The 17,746-nt window shown below is 71.4% G+C and carries 15 protein-coding genes and 2 tRNA genes; 14 read left to right on the top strand and 3 right to left on the bottom strand.

The window, feature by feature from the left end:
* The first annotated feature begins 15 nt into the window (after positions 1–15).
* Complete coding sequence (locus tag LC193_RS09000) at positions 16–1,170, top strand: PP2C family protein-serine/threonine phosphatase (RefSeq protein WP_226073146.1); 1,155 nt, start codon at positions 16–18, stop codon at positions 1,168–1,170.
* Between the two features lie 193 nt (positions 1,171–1,363).
* The gene (locus tag LC193_RS08995; protein ID WP_226073144.1) at positions 1,364–2,143 is read left to right on the top strand and encodes a M23 family metallopeptidase; all 780 of its coding nucleotides are present in this window, start codon (positions 1,364–1,366) and stop codon (positions 2,141–2,143) included.
* Between the two features lie 6 nt (positions 2,144–2,149).
* On the opposite strand, the gene LC193_RS08990 is transcribed toward LC193_RS08995, so the two are convergent.
* Positions 2,150–3,286: an acyltransferase family protein gene (locus LC193_RS08990; RefSeq protein ID WP_404819378.1), complete on the bottom strand. Its 1,137-nt coding sequence runs from the start codon at positions 3,284–3,286 to the stop codon at positions 2,150–2,152.
* Between the two features lie 515 nt (positions 3,287–3,801).
* Between LC193_RS08990 and LC193_RS08985 the strand changes: the two genes are divergently transcribed.
* The gene (locus LC193_RS08985) at positions 3,802–4,008 is read left to right on the top strand and encodes a hypothetical protein (protein WP_086160519.1); all 207 of its coding nucleotides are present in this window, start codon (positions 3,802–3,804) and stop codon (positions 4,006–4,008) included.
* A gap of 55 nt (positions 4,009–4,063) precedes the next feature.
* On the opposite strand, the gene LC193_RS08980 is transcribed toward LC193_RS08985, so the two are convergent.
* Positions 4,064–4,134 (bottom strand) — tRNA-Gly (locus LC193_RS08980).
* A 149-nt stretch (positions 4,135–4,283) separates the two neighbouring features.
* Here LC193_RS08980 and LC193_RS08975 point away from each other — a divergent pair.
* The 5 genes from LC193_RS08975 (at position 4,284) to clpX (ending at position 8,812) form a co-directional block, all read left to right on the top strand.
* A tRNA-Pro gene (locus tag LC193_RS08975) sits at positions 4,284–4,360 on the top strand.
* Positions 4,361–4,459: 99 nt separating this feature from the next.
* On the top strand, positions 4,460–5,860 hold the full coding sequence (gene tig, locus LC193_RS08970; protein WP_226073142.1) for a trigger factor: 1,401 nt from the start codon (positions 4,460–4,462) through the stop codon (positions 5,858–5,860).
* 135 nt (positions 5,861–5,995) lie between these two features.
* The gene (locus LC193_RS08965) at positions 5,996–6,610 is read left to right on the top strand and encodes an ATP-dependent Clp protease proteolytic subunit (RefSeq protein ID WP_404819377.1); all 615 of its coding nucleotides are present in this window, start codon (positions 5,996–5,998) and stop codon (positions 6,608–6,610) included.
* A gap of 62 nt (positions 6,611–6,672) precedes the next feature.
* Positions 6,673–7,323: an ATP-dependent Clp protease proteolytic subunit gene (locus tag LC193_RS08960; RefSeq protein WP_086160521.1), complete on the top strand. Its 651-nt coding sequence runs from the start codon at positions 6,673–6,675 to the stop codon at positions 7,321–7,323.
* Positions 7,324–7,513: 190 nt separating this feature from the next.
* Positions 7,514–8,812, top strand: coding sequence for an ATP-dependent Clp protease ATP-binding subunit ClpX (gene clpX, locus LC193_RS08955; protein ID WP_086160522.1), 1,299 nt, complete (start codon positions 7,514–7,516; stop codon positions 8,810–8,812).
* A gap of 27 nt (positions 8,813–8,839) precedes the next feature.
* On the opposite strand, the gene LC193_RS08950 is transcribed toward clpX, so the two are convergent.
* Entirely contained in the window at positions 8,840–9,841 is a 1,002-nt protein-coding gene (locus LC193_RS08950) for a hypothetical protein (RefSeq protein WP_226073141.1), read from the bottom strand.
* Positions 9,842–10,081: 240 nt separating this feature from the next.
* Between LC193_RS08950 and LC193_RS08945 the strand changes: the two genes are divergently transcribed.
* From LC193_RS08945 to mreC, 6 genes are all read left to right on the top strand, one after another.
* Positions 10,082–12,709, top strand: a complete 2,628-nt coding sequence (locus LC193_RS08945; protein ID WP_086160524.1) for a valine--tRNA ligase — start codon at positions 10,082–10,084, stop codon at positions 12,707–12,709.
* A 29-nt stretch (positions 12,710–12,738) separates the two neighbouring features.
* Positions 12,739–14,271: a bifunctional tetrahydrofolate synthase/dihydrofolate synthase gene (gene folC, locus LC193_RS08940; protein ID WP_226073140.1), complete on the top strand. Its 1,533-nt coding sequence runs from the start codon at positions 12,739–12,741 to the stop codon at positions 14,269–14,271.
* Positions 14,271–14,600 carry a DUF4233 domain-containing protein gene (locus tag LC193_RS08935; RefSeq protein ID WP_226073139.1) on the top strand — a complete coding sequence of 110 codons (330 nt, stop codon included), beginning with the start codon at positions 14,271–14,273 and terminating at the stop codon, positions 14,598–14,600. The genes folC and LC193_RS08935 overlap by 1 nt, the downstream gene beginning before the upstream one ends.
* Before the next feature lie 149 nt (positions 14,601–14,749).
* Positions 14,750–15,163 (top strand): nucleoside-diphosphate kinase, encoded by a 414-nt coding sequence (ndk, locus tag LC193_RS08930; protein ID WP_086160527.1) that lies wholly within the window; start codon positions 14,750–14,752, stop codon positions 15,161–15,163.
* A gap of 335 nt (positions 15,164–15,498) precedes the next feature.
* Complete coding sequence (locus LC193_RS08925) at positions 15,499–16,518, top strand: rod shape-determining protein (RefSeq protein WP_086160528.1); 1,020 nt, start codon at positions 15,499–15,501, stop codon at positions 16,516–16,518.
* A 126-nt stretch (positions 16,519–16,644) separates the two neighbouring features.
* Positions 16,645–17,745 carry a rod shape-determining protein MreC gene (gene mreC, locus LC193_RS08920; protein ID WP_226073138.1) on the top strand — a complete coding sequence of 367 codons (1,101 nt, stop codon included), beginning with the start codon at positions 16,645–16,647 and terminating at the stop codon, positions 17,743–17,745.
* Position 17,746 lies beyond the last annotated feature (1 nt).

Here is a 17,746-nt window from a genome sequence, read left to right as displayed (position 1 = left end):
GTAGGGTCCGAGGTCATGGCGCGCGGCAGTGACAAGACCCCCGCCCGGGCCAGGCGGCGCCGGGCCCACAAGGCAGCGCACCGCCTGCGCACCGGCATGCGCCGTTCCGCGGTGGACTACTTCCGCGGCGACGGCTCGGACTGGATCGCGTTCGCGGCCCTCCTCCTCACCGTCCCCCTGCTGGCCGGCGCGACCGTGGTCTGGCCCGAGTGGTGCCCGCCCGAGGCACTCGTCCTGCCCCTGGTCGCCGGCGGCCTGCTGCTGCGCCCGGCCAGCCTCCTCGGTCTCTACGCCGTCACCGCGACCGCCCTCGTCCTGGAGACGGCCCTCATCGACGCCCGCCGCTCCGCGCCCGACCCGGTCACCCCGGGCAGCATCCTCGTCGTCGCGGGCGTCGCGCTGATCGGGCTGCTCATCGCGCAGTTCCGCAGCCGCGTCGGCGTCCCCTGGCGCCGCGGCGGCACCATGCTGTTCGACCTGCGCGAGCGCATCAGGGCGCAGAGCGCCCTGCCCTCCCTGCCGCGCGGCTGGCACCAGGAGATGTCGCTGCGCCCGGCCGGCGGCCAGTCGTTCTCCGGCGACTTCGTCGTCGCGGCCCGCACCGGACCGGAGGGCCGCACCCTCGAAGTCGTGCTGACCGACGTCTCGGGCAAGGGCATGGACGCGGCGTCCCGTTCACTGCTGCTCTCGGGCGCGTTCGGCGGGCTGCTCGGCTCCCTCCCGCCGCACTCCTTCCTGCCCGCGGCCAACGGCTACCTGCTGCGCCAGGACTGGGACGAGGGCTTCGCCACCTCCGTGCACCTGGTGCTCGACCTCGACACCGGCGACTTCGAGTTGCTGTCCGCGGGACACCTGCCCGGCGTCCAGCTCAACGCGGGCACGGGATGCTGGCACCAGATAGCGGGCGAGGGGCCGCTGCTCGGCGTCTACGACGGCGCCGAGTTCTTCCCGGCCAAGGGCACGCTGCGGCGCGGAGACGTGCTGATGCTGTTCACCGACGGCCTCGTCGAGCGTTCCGACCGCGATCTCTCCGAGGGCATCGACCGGCTCACCGGAGAGGCCGACCGCTACGTCACCACCGGGTTCAGGGGCGCCGCCTGGCACCTGATCGAGGCGGTCGCCAAGGACGTGAACGACGACCGGGCACTGCTGCTGATCAGCCGCGAGTGAGGCCACCCCGGGGTGATCACCCGGCGGGGCGGAATGCCGCGGGCCGCCAACCGGTACGCGGCAGGCCGCTGTGAGCTGCGCCGATGGCCCGGGCCGCCGCGCTCGTCGCGACGGGCGCGGTGTCGGCCGATCGGAGGCGCCGGGGGCCCGCGGGCGGATGCGTGCCGGCCCCGGGTGTTCTTGGGTCGGTGACATGAACCACACGCGAAACACCGCCCCCACGAGCCCCGCGACCACCGGCCGGGCGATGACGTGGTGTCAGTCCTCCGCACCGCGCCGCCTCACCCGCCGCGCCATCGGCTGCACCCTGCTCGGCACGCTGGTGATAACGGGCCCGTGGACGGTCCCCGCGGTCGGCCACGAGAGCGGGACGCCCGCGAGCACGGAGGAGGCCGCCGGTTTCTGGCCGTTCACCGCCGGCCCCCCGGCCCTGCCCGCGGCACTCGGCCTGCCGGCGATCCCCGGCGGCCCCGGGTCCGCAACCGGCCTCTACGACATCCCGTTCCTGCCGTTCGCGCCGTTCACCGAACACCGGGAGACCCGCCCGGCGTGGCCCGCGTACGCCGAGGAGACGTGGACGGCGCCGGTCAGCGGCCACCCGGTCTCCGCCTCCTACGGCACCCCGGGGGGCTGGGCGGCCGGATACCACACCGGCATCGACTGGGCGACGCCCGTGGGCACGCCGGTGAAATCGGTCGGCCCCGGCACGGTGGTGCTCGCGGAACGCTCGGGCGACTACGGCAACGCCGTGGTCATCGAGATGGCGGACGGCTACTACACGCTGTACGCGCACCTGTCGCGCATCGAGGTGCGCCGCGGCCAGGAGGTCGACGGCGGGAAGGTCATCGGCGATTCGGGCAACACCGGCCGCAGCACGGGGCCGCACCTGCACTTCGAGGTGCGGGCCGACCGCGCGTACGGCACGGACGTGGACCCGGTGGCCTACCTGGCCAGGCACGGCGTCGAGGTGTAGCCGGGGTCAGCCGCCCTTCGCGGCCGGGCGGTGGGGGCGCCGGGGCGGCTGCTCGGTGCCGCGGAACGCCCAGTCCATCCTCGGCTCCGCCAGCGGGCGGAAGAGCCTCCGCACCGGCGCCGTGCACAGCACCGTGACGACCGCTGCGCCGATGGCCGTCACCACCACCTGGCCGGCGGCCGTGTGCACCCAGTCCGCCGCGTACCAGTCCCACCAGCGCGACGCCTTGGCGACGAAGCCGTGCAGCAGGTAGCCGTAGAGCGTGCCCGCGCCGAGCGCGGTGAACCACACCCGGCGCGCGGGCACGAGCGAGAGGAAGCAGGCGGTCAGCAGCAGCCCGCAGCCGAAGAGCGCGAGCGTCATCACCGCGCCCACCCACCACTCGGCACCCAACTCCTGCGCGCTGTGGGTGCGGTAGAACCAGCTGTGCTCCATGCGCGGCACGGCCCACCAGGCGACGGCGAGCGCCGAGAGGAACGCGGGCGCGGCGAGCAGCCGGACGCGCCGGTCGCGCACCCACGTGAAGTGCTCCGCGCGCAGGTGCATGCCGATGACGAAGAACGGCAGGAACTGGAACACCCGCTGGAGGTTGAGGTCGTCACCGATGGAGGGGGTGACGGACGCCAGGGCCGCGATGGCGAGCGACAGCGGGACCGGCCACTTGACGAGCCGCCAGACGGGCGCGGTCAGCCGCCAGACGAAGAGGGCGACGAGGAACCACGTGACGTAGTAGGGCTGGAGCAGGCTGAACGGGGACCCGGGCTGGTCGGTCGCCCAGCGCTTGAAGAGGACATAGGCGACTTCGAACACCAGATAGGGCACGGCGACGCCGGTGATCAGCCGCTTGAGCTGGTCGGGCCGGCCGGCCCAGGTGCGCGAGAAGTAGCCGGCGATGAGGATGAACGCCGGCATGTGGAAGGTGTAGACGAGGAGGTAGAGCGAGGAGGCGGCGCGGGAGTCCTCCCGCAGCGGCGTCCAGGCGTGACCGATGGCGACCAGGAGGATCGCCAGGTACTTCGCGTTGTCGAAGAAGGGGTCGCGCGGCTTCACCCGTGCCGTGGCGTCCGTGACTGCCGGTGGGGGATCAGCCGCTTCGGCCCGAGCGGTGGGCGAAGAGGCTCGTTGATTACGGACGTGCAACATCGTCCGCACGATAGCGGGCCGGAAGCGTTCCGTAAATGACGTCCCCGAAATGCGGGGAACGGCGATGTGATCGCGGTGCGCGGAAGGTGTCGAGATCCGGAGTGCGGATTTCCACGTGCGTGTGCGACGGGAACGGGCGTCCGTTTCCTATGCCTTCGCCCCGGTCGAAAGGGGCGAATCGGCGCCCTGTCCGCGGCTGCCGCGTCCGGGTGGGCCCGCGCGCCGCCGCGCGACTTCCGCGCCGGGGAGGCGATTCCCGGCGGAGGCGGGGGCGCGGGCGGGGCCCCGGCGGAAGGCCCGGAATTACCGGCGGAAATGGCCCTCGGAGCTAACGGCACGGTAACGGGCTACCTCGGTACGCAGGATGGTGAGGGACCTCGGGGGTGGACCGGACGCTGCGTCATCGCCCTCCACGCGGCCTCCTGTTGATGGCACGATGGTGCCTGCGGGGGTGCGGCGGCCGTGGTCAAGCCCCTGACGGAGCAGAGGCGAACCTTCCGAAGGTGTGATCAGTTGTGGTTATCTCGTTCTCTCTGGCCCTGCTGTTCGGCGTGATCATGTTCTTCATGATCCGCGGCGGGGTGATCAAGTGGGGACCGGCCATCGTGGCGATCCTCTTCGGCTTCTCGCTCGCCTCCACCGGCGCCGCCGACCCCATAGAGGACTTCCTCAACGGGGTCACGGACGCCGTCGACAACGTCGACAACTCCATCAACGACTGACATGGCGTCGCACGAAGGCCCGGCGCCCCCGTGGAGGTGCCGGGCCTTCGACCGGAGCGGGCGACGGGAATCGAACCCGCGTAGCTGGTTTGGAAGACCAGGGCTCTACCATTGAGCTACGCCCGCGACGGTGTGCATCGTAGCAGTGCCCCCCTGTGCCCGCGGCGGCCGGGGCCCGGGACGGCCGGCGGGGCCGCCCCGGCCGCACTCCCTGCGGCCGGTGGAACCCCACCGCGTGCGGCCATGTACGCTACGTGTCGCGTCAGGAGCCTCCGCGGGGTGTGGCGCAGCTTGGCAGCGCGTCCGCTTTGGGAGCGGAAGGCCGTCGGTTCGAATCCGGCCACCCCGACCACGTACTATGAATAACCCGCGCGCCTGCCGTGTGTCCGCGTAAGGGGCTCCTTCAGGACTCGCGCCAGACCGTCCCAAGCCAGCCCCAAGGAGACCGACCGTGAAGAGCGCCGTGGAGACCCTGAACCCCACCCGGGTTCGGCTCACTGTCGAGGTGCCCTTCGAGGAGCTCAAGCCCAGCCTCGACGCGGCGTACCGGAAGATCAACCAGCAGGTGCAGGTGCCGGGCTTCCGGAAGGGCAAGATCCCGTCCCGCATCATCGACCAGCGTTTCGGCCGCGGCGCGGTGCTGGAGGAAGCGGTCAACGACGCGCTCCCGAAGTTCTACAGCGAGGCCGTCACCGAGGGTGACATCAGCCCGCTCGGCCAGCCCGAGGTCGACATCACGGAACTCAAGGACAACGAGCTGCTGACCTTCACGGCCGAGGTCGACATCCGTCCGGAGATCGAGGTCCCCGACTACTCCGGCATCGAGGTCACCGTCGACGCCGTCGAGGTCACCGACGAGGACGTGGATTCCGCCGTCGAGCGGTTGCGCGAGCGCTTCGCCTCCAGCTCCGTCGTGGAGCGTGCCGCGGCGGACGGCGACGAGGTCAAGATCGACCTGGAGGCCCGGGTCGACGGCGAGGTCCTTGAGGACGGCGTCGCCACCGGTGTGAGCTACACCATCGGTTCCGGCCGCATGCTCGACGGCCTGGACGAGGCCGTGACCGGCCTTGAGGCCGGCGCCACCGCCACGTTCACCAGCGAGCTGAAGGGCGGCTCCCACGCCGGCCGCGAGGCCGAGGTCACGGTGCGGGTCGAGTCCGTCTCCGCGCGCGAGCTGCCCGAGCTCGACGACGACTTCGCCCAGCTGGCCAGCGAGTTCGACACCCTGGCCGAGCTGCGCGACGACAGCCGCGGGCGCCTGGCCGAGGAGAAGAAGTACCAGCAGGCCACCGAGGCCCAGGAGAAGGTGCTCGACGCCCTGCTCGAACTGGTCGAGGTGCCGATCCCGCAGAAGCTCCTCGCCGACGAGGTCGAGACCCGCAAGCACAACCTGGAGCACCACCAGCTGGCCCAGCTCGGGATGGACCTGGACGCCTACCTCTCGCTCCAGGAGAAGACCCGCGAGGAGTTCGAGGACGAGCTGAAGGAGCAGGCCGAGAAGGGCATCCGCACCCAGTTCGTGCTCGACGAGATCGCCAAGCGGGAGCAGCTCGGCGTCAGCCAGGAGGAGCTGACCGAGCACCTGATGCGCCGGGCGCAGTCCTCGGGCATGGGCCCCGACCAGTTCGCCAAGGCCGTCGTCGAGGGCGGCCAGGTCCAGATGCTGGTCGGCGAGGTCCGCCGCGGCAAGGCGCTGGCCACCGTGGTCGAGTCGGTCACCGTGAAGGACAGCAACGGTGAGCCGGTGCACCTCGACGACGAGGAGGACGAGGCGGAGACCGCGACCGCGGCGGCCGACGAGTCCACCGGTGCCGGGGCCCAGGCCGAGGACACCGCGAAGGCCGACGACTGACCTGCGCTCACAGCGAACAGTTCCCTGGTCGGGATGGGTCGGTCGCAACAGCGCGTTAGGGTCCGTAAGGACAACGCAGATGTCGAGCGACGGCCGGGCGTACGCGTGGCCGTCCGAGAATGAGCAGGTGGATACGTGACGCTCTTGACGCCCTCCGCCATGGCGGAGCCGAAGAACGGCAGCCTCGGCGATCAGGTTTACAACCGGCTGCTCGACGAGCGGATCATCTTCCTGGGACAGCCGGTCGACGATGACATCGCCAACCGGATCACCGCGCAGCTGCTGCTCCTCGCGGCCGATCCGGACAAGGACATCTTCCTCTACATCAACAGCCCGGGCGGGTCCATCCAGGCCGGCATGGCGATCTACGACACCATGCAGTTCATCAAGAACGACGTGGTGACCATCGCCATGGGCCTGGCCGCCTCGATGGGCCAGTTCCTGCTGACGGCCGGCGCCCCCGGCAAGCGCTACGCGCTGCCGAACGCCGACATCCTGATCCACCAGCCGTCCGCGGGACTGGCCGGCTCCGCCTCGGACATCAAGATCCACGCGGAGCAGCTGCTGCGCACCAAGGCCAAGATGGCCAAGCTTTCCGCCGAGCACGCGGGCGTGAGCATCGAGCAGTGGGAGCGGGACGCCGACCGGGACCGCTGGTTCACCGTCGAGGAGGCCCGGGACTACGGCCTGATCGACCAGGTCATCACCGGCGCGGGGGACATCGCGGGCGGCGGTGGCACGGGCGCCTGAGCCCGCCCTGCCGAGCCCGAAGCCCCCGATCGAAAGCCAACGACCAAGGCGGTACACAACCGATGAACTCCTTCCCCGGCTCCGGCCTCTACGACAAGCTCCCGGCCGAGTCCCGTTACGTCATCCCGCGGTTCGTCGAGCGCACCTCGCAGGGCGTCCGCGAGTACGACCCGTACGCCAAGCTGTTCGAGGAGCGGGTGATCTTCCTCGGCGTGCAGATCGACGACGCCTCCGCCAACGACGTGATGGCGCAGCTGCTGTGCCTGGAGTCGATGGACCCGGACCGCGACATCCAGATCTACATCAACAGCCCCGGCGGTTCGTTCACGGCGCTCACCGCGATCTACGACACGATGGAGTTCGTGAAGCCGGACATCCAGACGGTCTGCATGGGCCAGGCGGCCTCCGCCGCGGCCGTGCTGCTCGCGGCCGGCACCCGCGGCAAGCGCATGGCGCTGCCGAACGCGCGGGTGCTGATCCACCAGCCGTACTCGGAGACCGGCCGCGGGCAGGTCTCCGACCTGGAGATCGCCGCGCGCGAGGTCCAGCGGATGCGCACGCAGCTGGAGGAGATGCTGGCCAAGCACTCCACCCAGCCGATCGAGCGGGTCCGCGACGACATCGAGCGCGACAAGATCCTCACCGCTGAGGAATCCGTGGAGTACGGCCTGATCGACCAGATCGTGACCACGCGCACATCGACGGCCGTCTGAGCCGTCACCGGCACCACTGACAGGACAACGCAAGAGGACGACCGGCCACCCCCTTTTGACGGGAAGGCCCCGCGGAGGGGGATTCCCGTCAAGGGGGGCCCATTCCGCCGCGGCGACACGGTACCGTCGTCTTCAGAAAGCATGAGTGCACCGTCTCCCCGGCGGTGCGCAGGCGAAGGGGAAGCACCTCGTGGCACGCATCGGTGACGGCGGCGATCTGCTCAAGTGCTCGTTCTGCGGCAAGAGCCAGAAACAGGTGAAGAAGCTCATCGCGGGTCCGGGGGTCTACATCTGCGACGAGTGCATCGATCTCTGCAACGAGATCATCGAGGAGGAGCTGGCCGAGTCGCCGGACTCCGACCTCAGTGAGCTCCCGAAGCCGCGGGAGATCTTCGATTTCCTGGAGAGCTACGTGGTCGGCCAGGAGGACGCCAAGAAGGCGCTCTCGGTCGCCGTGTACAACCACTACAAGCGGGTGCGCGCGAGCGAGGCCGACTCCGGGTCGCGGGACGAGGAGATCGAGCTCGCCAAGTCCAACATCCTGCTGCTCGGCCCGACCGGCTCGGGCAAGACGCTGCTCGCGCAGACGCTGGCGCGCATGCTCAACGTGCCGTTCGCCATCACGGACGCCACCGCGCTGACGGAGGCGGGCTACGTGGGCGAGGACGTCGAGAACATCCTGCTCAAGCTCATCCAGGCGGCCGACTACGACATCAAGAAGGCCGAGCAGGGCATCATCTACATCGACGAGATCGACAAGGTCGCCCGCAAGAGCGAGAACCCGTCGATCACCCGGGACGTCTCCGGGGAGGGCGTCCAGCAGGCCCTGCTGAAGATCCTTGAGGGCACCACGGCCGCGGTGCCGCCGCAGGGCGGGCGCAAGCACCCGCACCAGGAGTTCCTCCAGATCGACACCTCGAACGTGCTGTTCATCGTGGGCGGCGCCTTCGCGGGGCTCGACGACATCATCCGGGCCAGGTCGGGTGCCCGCGGCATCGGCTTCGGCGCCGACATCCGCTCCAAGCGCGACCGGCACTCGGCGCAGCTGCTCACGGACGCGCTGCCCGAGGACCTCGTCAAGTACGGCATGATCCCGGAGTTCATCGGCCGGCTGCCGGTGATCACCTCCGTGCACAACCTCGACCGGGAGGCGCTGCTGCGCATCCTCGTCGAGCCGCGCAACGCGCTGGTCAAGCAGTACCAGCGGCTGTTCGAGCTGGACGGCGTCGAGCTGGAATTCGACCTGCCGGCGCTTGAGGCGATCGCGGACCAGGCGATCCTGCGGGGCACGGGAGCGCGCGGACTGCGCGCGATCATGGAGGAAGTGCTCGAATCCGTGATGTACGAGGTGCCCTCGCGGCAGGACGTCGGCCAGGTGCTGGTCACCGAGGACGTCGTGCGGTCCAACGTGAACCCGACGCTCGTGCCCAGGTCCCGCCTGACCAAGCAGCGCGGCGGTGCCGTCCCGCCGCAGGAGAAGACCGCCTGACCCCTCGGCCGTGTCCTGCGGGCGGGGCTACTCGGCGCCGGCCTCGACCACGGAGTCCGCGCGGAACTGCTTGGTGATCTCCGCGGCCTCGTCGAGGGCGATGGGCTCGGGCGCGGCCAGCTCGGGCATCTCGTCCGCGTTGGGGTCGAAGTCGGCCGGCAGCTCGGGGGTGGGCGTGAGGACCACGAGGCCCATCGTGCTGTAGTCGGTCCACACGCACAGCGCGGCCTCGGCCTCGTAGCCCAGTTCGGCTTCGACCCCCAGGCCCCGGGCGGCCTGGCACTTGACGTACGCCTGGTCGTCGCTGAAGTCGCTCGGGCTGCCGATCAGCTCGCCCTCGGTGGTCTCGGAAGCCTGGTCGGCGGTCAGCGCGAACATCGCGTCGATTCCCGCCTCCGGGTCCTCGATCTCCCCCCACATGCCGCCCACGATGGCCGCCACGCCGCCGGGCGGCGGGGTCGCGCTCTCGGGGTCGAACGAGGTGTAGGCGCCGGTCTCGCTCTCCATGCCGGAGAGGCCGAGTTCGGCCTGCTCCTCCTCGGTGAGCATGGCCGAGCCCCGCTCGTCGGGCGCGCGCTGGAACTCGCCGCTGGTCTCCGGCAGGCTCAGCGTGTAGGACGTGCCGTCGTCGGTCGGGGCGCCCCCGCCGTCGTCGCCCAGCAGGAAGAACGCGCCACCGCCGATGACCGCGAGGCCCGCGACGACCGCGACGGCGATCAGCGCCGTCTTGTTCTTCGGCTTGCCGCCGGGCTGCGGGGGGCCGTAGGGCGGCTGGCCCGGGTAGCCCCCGGGCTGCTGACCCGGCTGCTGGGGGTAGCCGTACGCGCCGGCCGGCGGCTGCGGGGGCTGGCCCGGCTGCTGCGGGTAGCCGTATCCGCCGCCGGGCGGCGGCCCGCCGGGGACGCCGCCGGGGCCGTAGGGCCCGCCACCGGGGGGCGGGCCCTGGGGCGGCTGCGCTCCGTAGGGGCCCGGCTGCCCGGGCGGCGGCCCGGGCTGCTGTCCGTACGGTCCCGGGTGGTTGTCACTCATGGCGCGTTCCCCTCAGCAGCGGTCTGCTGCGAGCCGATACGTCTGTGGTAGCTGCGCACATCCTGTCTGACGAGATGCCTTTCTGTACATTCAAGGCCCCGGCTCCCGAAGCCCCACCGGCCGGCCGTTCCCGCTCAACGGCCCACCGGCACGCGCCCGTTCGCCGCACGCCCGCCGCCCCCTTGCCGCGGGGCGCCCACCGATTCGAGTTCGGCGCCCGGCTCCTCATAGACTTGACGCGTGACCGAGAACACCCAGCCGCCCGCCAGCGGGCCCCGCAGCGCCCCCGCCGATCTGCCGACGCAGTACACGCCGGCCGAGGTAGAGGAAAAGCTGTACGAACGCTGGGTCGAGCGCGGGTACTTCGCGGCGGACGCCGAGAGCGGCAAGGAGCCGTACACCATCGTCATCCCGCCGCCGAACGTCTACGGCAGCCTCCACATCGGCCACGCCTTCGAGCACACGCTGATCGACGCGCTCACGCGCCGCAAGCGCATGCAGGGCTTCGAGACCCTGTGGCAGCCCGGCATGGACCACGCGGGCATCGCCACGCAGAACGCGGTGGAGCGGCAGCTCGCCGCCGAGGGCAGCTCGCGGCACGACCTGGGCCGGGAGGCGTTCGTCGAGCGCGTCTGGCGCTGGAAGGCCGAGTCGGGCGGGCAGATCCAGGGCCAGATGCGGCGCCTGGGCGACGGCGTGGACTGGTCGCGGGACCGGTTCACGATGGACGAGGGGCTGTCCCGCGCGGTCCAGACCATCTTCAAGCGGCTGTACGACGACGAGCTGATCTACCGCGCCGAGCGCATCATCAACTGGTGCCCGCGCTGCCTGACCGCCATCTCCGACATCGAGGTGGCCTACCAGGAGGACGACGGCGAGCTGGTCTCCATCCGCTACGGCGAGGGCGAGGACTCGGTCGTCGTCGCGACCACGCGCGCAGAGACGATGCTCGGGGACACCGCCGTCGCCGTCCACCCGGACGACGAGCGGTACGCGCACCTCGTCGGCCGCATGATCGACCTGCCCCTGACCGACCGCTCGATCCCCGTGGTGGCCGACGCGCACGTCGACCCCGAGTTCGGGACCGGCGCGGTCAAGGTGACCCCGGCCCACGACCCCAACGACTTCGAGATCGGCCGCAGGCACGGCCTGCCGCAGCTGACGATCATGGACGAGCGGGGCGTCATCACCGCGCCTGGGCCGTTCCAGGACCTCGACCGGCTCGAAGCCAGGTCCGCGGTCGTCGCCGCGCTGCGCGCCGAGGGGCGCGTCGTCGCCGAGAAGCGCCCCTACCAGCACTCCGTCGGCCACTGCTCGCGCTGCCAGACCACCATCGAGCCGCGGCTCTCGATGCAGTGGTGGGTGAAGGTCGGCCCGCTGGCCAAGGCCGCGGGCGACGCCGTCCGCGACGGCCGGGTGGCCATTCACCCCAAGGAGATGTCCTCCCGGTACTTCGAATGGGTGGACAACCTGCACGACTGGTGCATCTCGCGGCAGTTGTGGTGGGGCCACCGCATCCCCGTGTGGTACGGCCCCGACGGCGAGGTGCGCTGCGTCGGCCCGGACGAGGAGCCGCCCTCGGGACCCGGCTGGCACCAGGACACCGACGTGCTCGACACGTGGTTCTCCTCCGGCCTGTGGCCGTTCTCCACGCTGGGCTGGCCCGAGCGCACCCCGAGCCTGGAGAAGTTCTATCCGAACTCGGTCCTCGTCACCGGCTACGACATCCTCTTCTTCTGGGTCGCCAGGATGATGATGTTCGGCATCTACGCGATGGACGGCGTCCCGCCGTTCCGCACGATCGCGCTGCACGGCATGGTCCGTGACCAGTTCGGCAAGAAGATGTCGCGATCGTTCGGCAACGTGATCAACCCGCTGGAGTGGATGGACGCCTACGGCTCGGACGCCGTCCGCTTCACGCTCGCCCGCGGCGCCAACCCCGGGGTGGACGTCCCCGTCGGCGAGGACTGGGTGCAGGCCTCGCGGAACTTCGCGAACAAGGTGTGGAACGCCACCCGGTTCGCCCTGCTCAACGGCGCCACCACACAAGGGCCGCTGCCCGCCCCCGAGGAGATGTCCGCGGCCGACCGGTGGATCCTCTCCCGGCTCGGCGCGACCGTCGCGGAGGTCGACGCCTACTACGACGACTACCAGTTCGCCAAGCTCAGCGACGCCCTGTTCCACTTCGCGTGGGACGAGGTGTTCGACTGGTACGTCGAGCTGAGCAAGACGACGTTCCTCGCCGGCGGCCGGCCCGCCGAGGTCTCGCGGCGCGTCCTCGGCGAGGTCCTCGACGTCACGCTGCGCCTGCTGCACCCGGTGACGCCGTTCGTCACCGAGGAGCTGTGGACGACCCTCACCGGCGGCGAGTCCGTGGTCATCGCCGACTGGCCGGCCGACTCCGGGTTCCGCGACCGGGCCGCCGAGCGCGAGATCGACGCGCTGCGGCAACTGGTCACGGAGGTCCGCAGGTTCCGCGCGGACCAGGGCCTCCAGCCCGGCCAGCGCGTGCCGGCCGTCCTCGACCTGGCGGGCACCCCGCTGGGCGCGCACGAGGACGCCATCCGCGCGCTGCTGCGGCTCCAGCCGGCCGGCCCCGACTTCAAGCCCACCGCGACCCTGCCCGTCGCGGGCGCCACGGTCGCGCTCGACCTGTCGGGCGCCATCGACGTGGCGGCCGAGCGCAAGCGGCTCGCGAAGGACCTGGCAGCCGCCGAGAAGGAGCTGGCGCAGACCACGGCCAAGCTCGGCAACGAGAGCTTCCTCGCCAAGGCGCCCGAGCCCGTGGTCGAGAAGATCCGCACCCGCCAGGAGACCGCGCGCGCCGACATCGAGCGCATCCGCACGCAGCTCTCCCGGCTGCCGTGAGGCGCCGGGCGCGTCCGTAGACTGGCCGTGTGAGTGACACACCAGCCCAGGACGCGCCCGAGCCCGGCGACCCCTTCGAGGACATCGTGGCCGCCGAGAGCGACCGCGACCCCGACCTGGCGGTCATCGAGGCCGGGAGCCGCACCCTGCGCACCCAGGCGGGACCGGCGCGCGACGCGGACCTGCCGACCCGCCCCGCCGACCCGGAGACCGACCGGGCGCTGCGCGAGGTGGAGGCGGAGCTGTCCACGCGCTGGCCCGAGACCAAGCTCGACCCGTCGGTGGTGCGCATCGGCGCCCTGATGGACGTGCTCGGCGAGCCGCAGCGCGCCTACCCGTCCATCCACATCACCGGCACGAACGGCAAGACCAGCACCGCGCGCATGATCGAGGCGCTGCTGACCGCGTTCGAGCTGCGCACCGGCCGCTACAGCAGCCCGCACGTCCAGTCGATCACCGAACGGATCAGCCTGGACGGCGCGCCGCTGCCGGCCGACCGGTTCGTCGCCGCCTACCGGGACATCGAGCCGTTCGTCGAGCTGGTCGACGCGCGGCAGGACTACCGGCTGTCGTTCTTCGAGGTGCTCACCGGCATGGCGTTCGCGACGTTCGCGGACGCGCCGGTCGATGTCGCGATCGTCGAGGTCGGCATGGGCGGCACGTGGGACGCCACGAACGTCGTCGACGGCCAGGTCGCCGTCGTCACCCCCATCAGCCTCGACCACACCGACCGGCTCGGGGACACCCCGGAGCAGATCGCCGGCGAGAAGTCGGGCATCGTCAAGGCGGACGCCCGCGTCGTGCTCGCCCAGCAGCCGGTGGACGCGGCGGCCGTGCTGCTGCGCCGGGCCGCCGAGGTCGACGCCACGGTGGCCAGGGAGGGCATCGAGTTCGGCGTGCTGTCGCGGGAGATGGCCGTCGGCGGACAGCTGCTCACGCTGCGCGGGCTCGGCGGCGAGTACCCGGACGTCTTCCTGCCGCTCTACGGCGAGCACATGGCGCACAACGCCGTCGTCGCGCTCGCGGCGGTCGAGGCGTTCTTCGGCGTCGGCGCGGGGCCGGGCGAGGGGGCCGGCACGCGCACGCTCGACCCCGACGTGGTGCGGACCGCGTTCGCCTCCGTGACCTCGCCGGGGCGGCTCGAAGTGGTGCGCCGCAGCCCCACGGTGCTGCTGGACGCCGCCCACAACCCGGCCGGCGCGCAGGCCACCGCCGCGGCGGTCACCGAGGCGTTCGGCTTCAGCCGCCTGATCGGCGTGATCGGCACGAGCGAGGGCAAGGACGCGCGCGGACTGCTCGAAGCGTTCGAGCCGCTGCTCACCGAGGTCGTCGTCACGCAGAACGCGAGCCACCGCGCGCTGGACGCCGACCGGCTCGCGGCCCTCGCGGTCGAGGTGTTCGGCGAGGACCGGGTCGTCGTCGAGCCGCGGCTCGACGAGGCGATCGACGCGGCCATCACGCTCGCCGAGGAGGAGCATGAGTACGCGGGGGCCGGGGTGCTCGTCACCGGCTCGGTGATCACCGCGGGGGAAGCCCGGCTGCTGCTCGGGGGGTCCCGCTGATGCGTACGCTCTGCGCCGGCACGCTCGTCGGCGAGTTCATCGTGATCGGGCTCGCCGCCCTCGTGGCCTCCCGGCTCTCCGAGGTGCCCGCGGGCACCCTGTGGGCCGTCAGCGGCACGGCCATGGTGCTGTGCCTGGTGCTGTGCGGCATGCTCGGCCGGCCGGGCGCCGTGCGGCTCGGCTGGGCGCTCCAGGCCGCGCTGATCGCCTCGGGGTTCGTGCTGCCCGCCATGTTCCTGCTCGGCGCCGCGTTCGCCGGCCTGTGGTGGGCCTCGGTCCACTACGGCCGCATCGTGGACCGGCTCAAGGCCGCGCGCGCCGCCGCCTGACGCGCGCCGCCGGCCGGGGGGCGGCGCGCCCGCGCCCCGGCCGGGGACCGCCGTCCCGTGAACGTCGGGCGCCAGGTAATCTCTTGCTGGCCCCGGCCGGCCGTCATCCCGGCCGCCGTTCGCCCGCCTTCTTCCAGGAGCCGCCCGACATGAGCCAGCGCACCCTTGTCCTCCTCAAGCCCGACGCGGTGGCCCGGGGCCTGATCGGCGAGATCGTCGGCCGCGTCGAGCGCAAGGCCGGCTGGCGCATCGTCGCGATGGAGCTGCGCACCCTGGACCGCGCCACGCTGGAGACGCACTACGCGGAGCACGTGGGCCGGCCGTTCTACGAGCCGCTGCTCGACTTCATGGCCTCGGGCCCCAGCGTGGCGCTCGTGGTCGAGGGCGAACGCGTCATCGAGGGCCTGCGGGCCCTGGCGGGGCCGACCGACCCGATCGCCGCCGCGCCGGGCTCGATTCGGGGCGACTTCGGCACCATCGTGCGGGAGAATCTCATTCACGCCTCGGACTCCGAGGAGTCGGCGGACCGCGAACTGAAGATCTTTTTCCCGGGCCTCGTCTGAGCACTCTTCGCCGCCCTCGGTGGCAGCACACCGCGCGACCTGCGATGTTCGCCTGAATGCAGTCTTCCATGGTGCTCGGTACAGTCGAACGGGGGAACCCGTCCCCCGAACACGCCGTCACCATGATGGAGGGTGGGACACGTTCCGCCGACAATGGCGAAACCGGCGCTCCGGCGCTCCGTGTTCGACCGGCCGTGGATACGATGGCTTCGCCGCCGCTTTCCCCGCACTGAAGGGGATCGCCCGACAGGCGCATCGTTCATCGCACTCCACGCCGACCTCCCTGCACAAATCGCTCCAGCTGGAAGGCCAGATGTATCCCTATGGCGAACAATATGTCGTTCATCGGACGTGACATGGCAGTCGACCTCGGGACGGCCAACACGCTGGTGTACGTCAGAGGTCGCGGGATTGTCCTCAACGAGCCGTCTGTCGTCGCCATCAACACCAACACGGGTGGCATTCTCGCGGTCGGCGCCGAGGCGAAGAAGATGATCGGCCGGACCCCGGGCAACATCGTCGCGGTCCGCCCCCTGAAGGACGGCGTCATCGCCGACTTCGAGATCACCGAGCGGATGCTCCGCTACTTCATTCTGAAAATCCACAAGCGCCGCTACCTGGCCAGGCCGCGGGTCGTGGTCTGCGTGCCGTCCGGCATCACCGGGGTGGAGCGCAGGGCCGTGATCGAGGCGTCGACGCAGGCCGGCGCCCGGCAGGTGCACATCATCGAGGAGCCCATGGCGGCGGCGATCGGCTCCGGCCTGCCGGTGCACGAGGCGACCGGCAACATGGTGGTGGACATCGGCGGCGGCACCACGGAGGTCGCGGTCATCTCGCTGGGCGGGATCGTGACCGCGCAGTCGATCCGCGTGGCCGGCGACGAGCTGGACAACGCGATCATCCAGCACATCAAGAAGGAGTACAGCCTGCTCCTCGGGGAGCGGACCGCCGAGAGCATCAAGATCACCATCGGTTCCGCGCACGACATGGAGCAGGACGAGCACACGGAGATCCGCGGACGCGACCTGGTCAGCGGCCTGCCGAAGACCGTGGTCATCTCCGCCGCCGAAGTGCGCAAGGCCATGGAGGAGCCGGTCAACGCCATCGTGGACGCCGTCAAGACCACGCTGGACAAGTGCCCGCCGGAACTGTCGGGTGACATCATGGACCGCGGCATCGTGCTCACCGGCGGCGGCGCCCTGCTGCGCGGCCTCGACGAGCGGTTGCGCAAGGAGACGGGCATGCCGATCCACATCGCCGAGGACCCGCTCGACTCGGTGGCCCTCGGCTCCGGCAAGTGCGTCGAGGAGTTCGAGGCACTCCAGCAGGTGCTGGACGCGCAGCCACGGCGGTGACCGCCCGGCGGGCCCGCCCCGCCATCGGTCCGCCGCGTGGCGGGGGGACACCAATCCGCGTGGCGGATCGTTGGCCCAGTGATCCGACGATTTCGATGAACGATCAGAAAGGCACGGCCGCGGCACGTGAGGGACACCCGAGAGAGCCGGCTGCTACTCGTTCTGCTGGTCTCCGTCGCCTTCGCCCTGATCACCCTCGACCTGCGCAGCGGTGACGACTCCCCGCTCGACGGCGCGAGAGAGGCCGCCGCCTCCGTGTTCGGGCCGGTCGAGGAGGGGGTCGCGGGAGCGGTCGACCCGGTGGCCAACGCCATCGCAGCCGTCCGGGAGTCGGGCGACCGCCACGACCGGATCAGCGAGCTGGAGCGGGAGAACGCCGAGCTGCGCCAGCAGTTGGGCAGCGAGGCGCACCGCGACTCGCGGATGGAGCAGCTCGACTCCCTGCTGCGCACGGCCGGGGCCGGGCAGTACGGCATCGTCGGCGCCCAGGTCATCGCGATCGGCGCCGCGCAGGGCTTCTCCTGGACGGTGACCATCGACGCGGGCAGCGAGGACGGCATCACCCGGGACATGACCGTGCTGAACGGGGACGGCCTCGTCGGCCGCGTCACGACCGTGGGCCCCGGCACCTCGACCGTGCTGCTGGCCAACGACCCCGGGTTCACCGTCGGCACCCGCCTTGAGGACAGCGAGGAACTCGGCCTGGCCACCGGGCGCGGCGACAACACGCTGGACGTCCAGCTGTTCAACCAGCAGGCCCGCGTCGAGACGGGCGACCGCATGGTCACCTTCGGCTCGCAGGAGGACCGGCCGTTCGTGCCGGGCGTCCCGGTCGGCGAGGTCGTCAACGTCGAGCGTTCGACCGGCGACCTGACGCGGACGGTGCAGGTCGAGCCCTACGTCGAGTTCACGCAGCTCGACCTGGTCGGCGTGGTCGTCGAGCCGCCGCGCGACAACCCGCGCGACACCGTGCTCCCGCCGCGCCCCCAGGAGGAGGAGGCGGACGGGACGCGGGAGCCCGGCGGCTCCGGCGCCGGGGAGACCGAGGAGCCCGGCGCACCCGAGAGCGGCCAGGACGCCGAGGGCGTCGCGGTGCCGGGCGCAGGGCAGGACCCCGGGGCCGCCCAGGGCGGAGCCGAGGGCACCGGCGGCACGGACGGCGTGTCGGGTGTCGCGGGAGTGCCCGACGGCAGGAACGAAGACGAAGAACCGGCGACCAGGAGCTGAC

Source organism: Streptomyces marincola, from assembly GCF_020410765.1.
Taxonomy (GTDB): domain Bacteria; phylum Actinomycetota; class Actinomycetes; order Streptomycetales; family Streptomycetaceae; genus Streptomyces; species Streptomyces marincola.
The sequence above is the reverse complement of the archived record's forward strand: the minus strand, read 5'-3'. Positions and strand labels throughout refer to the sequence as shown.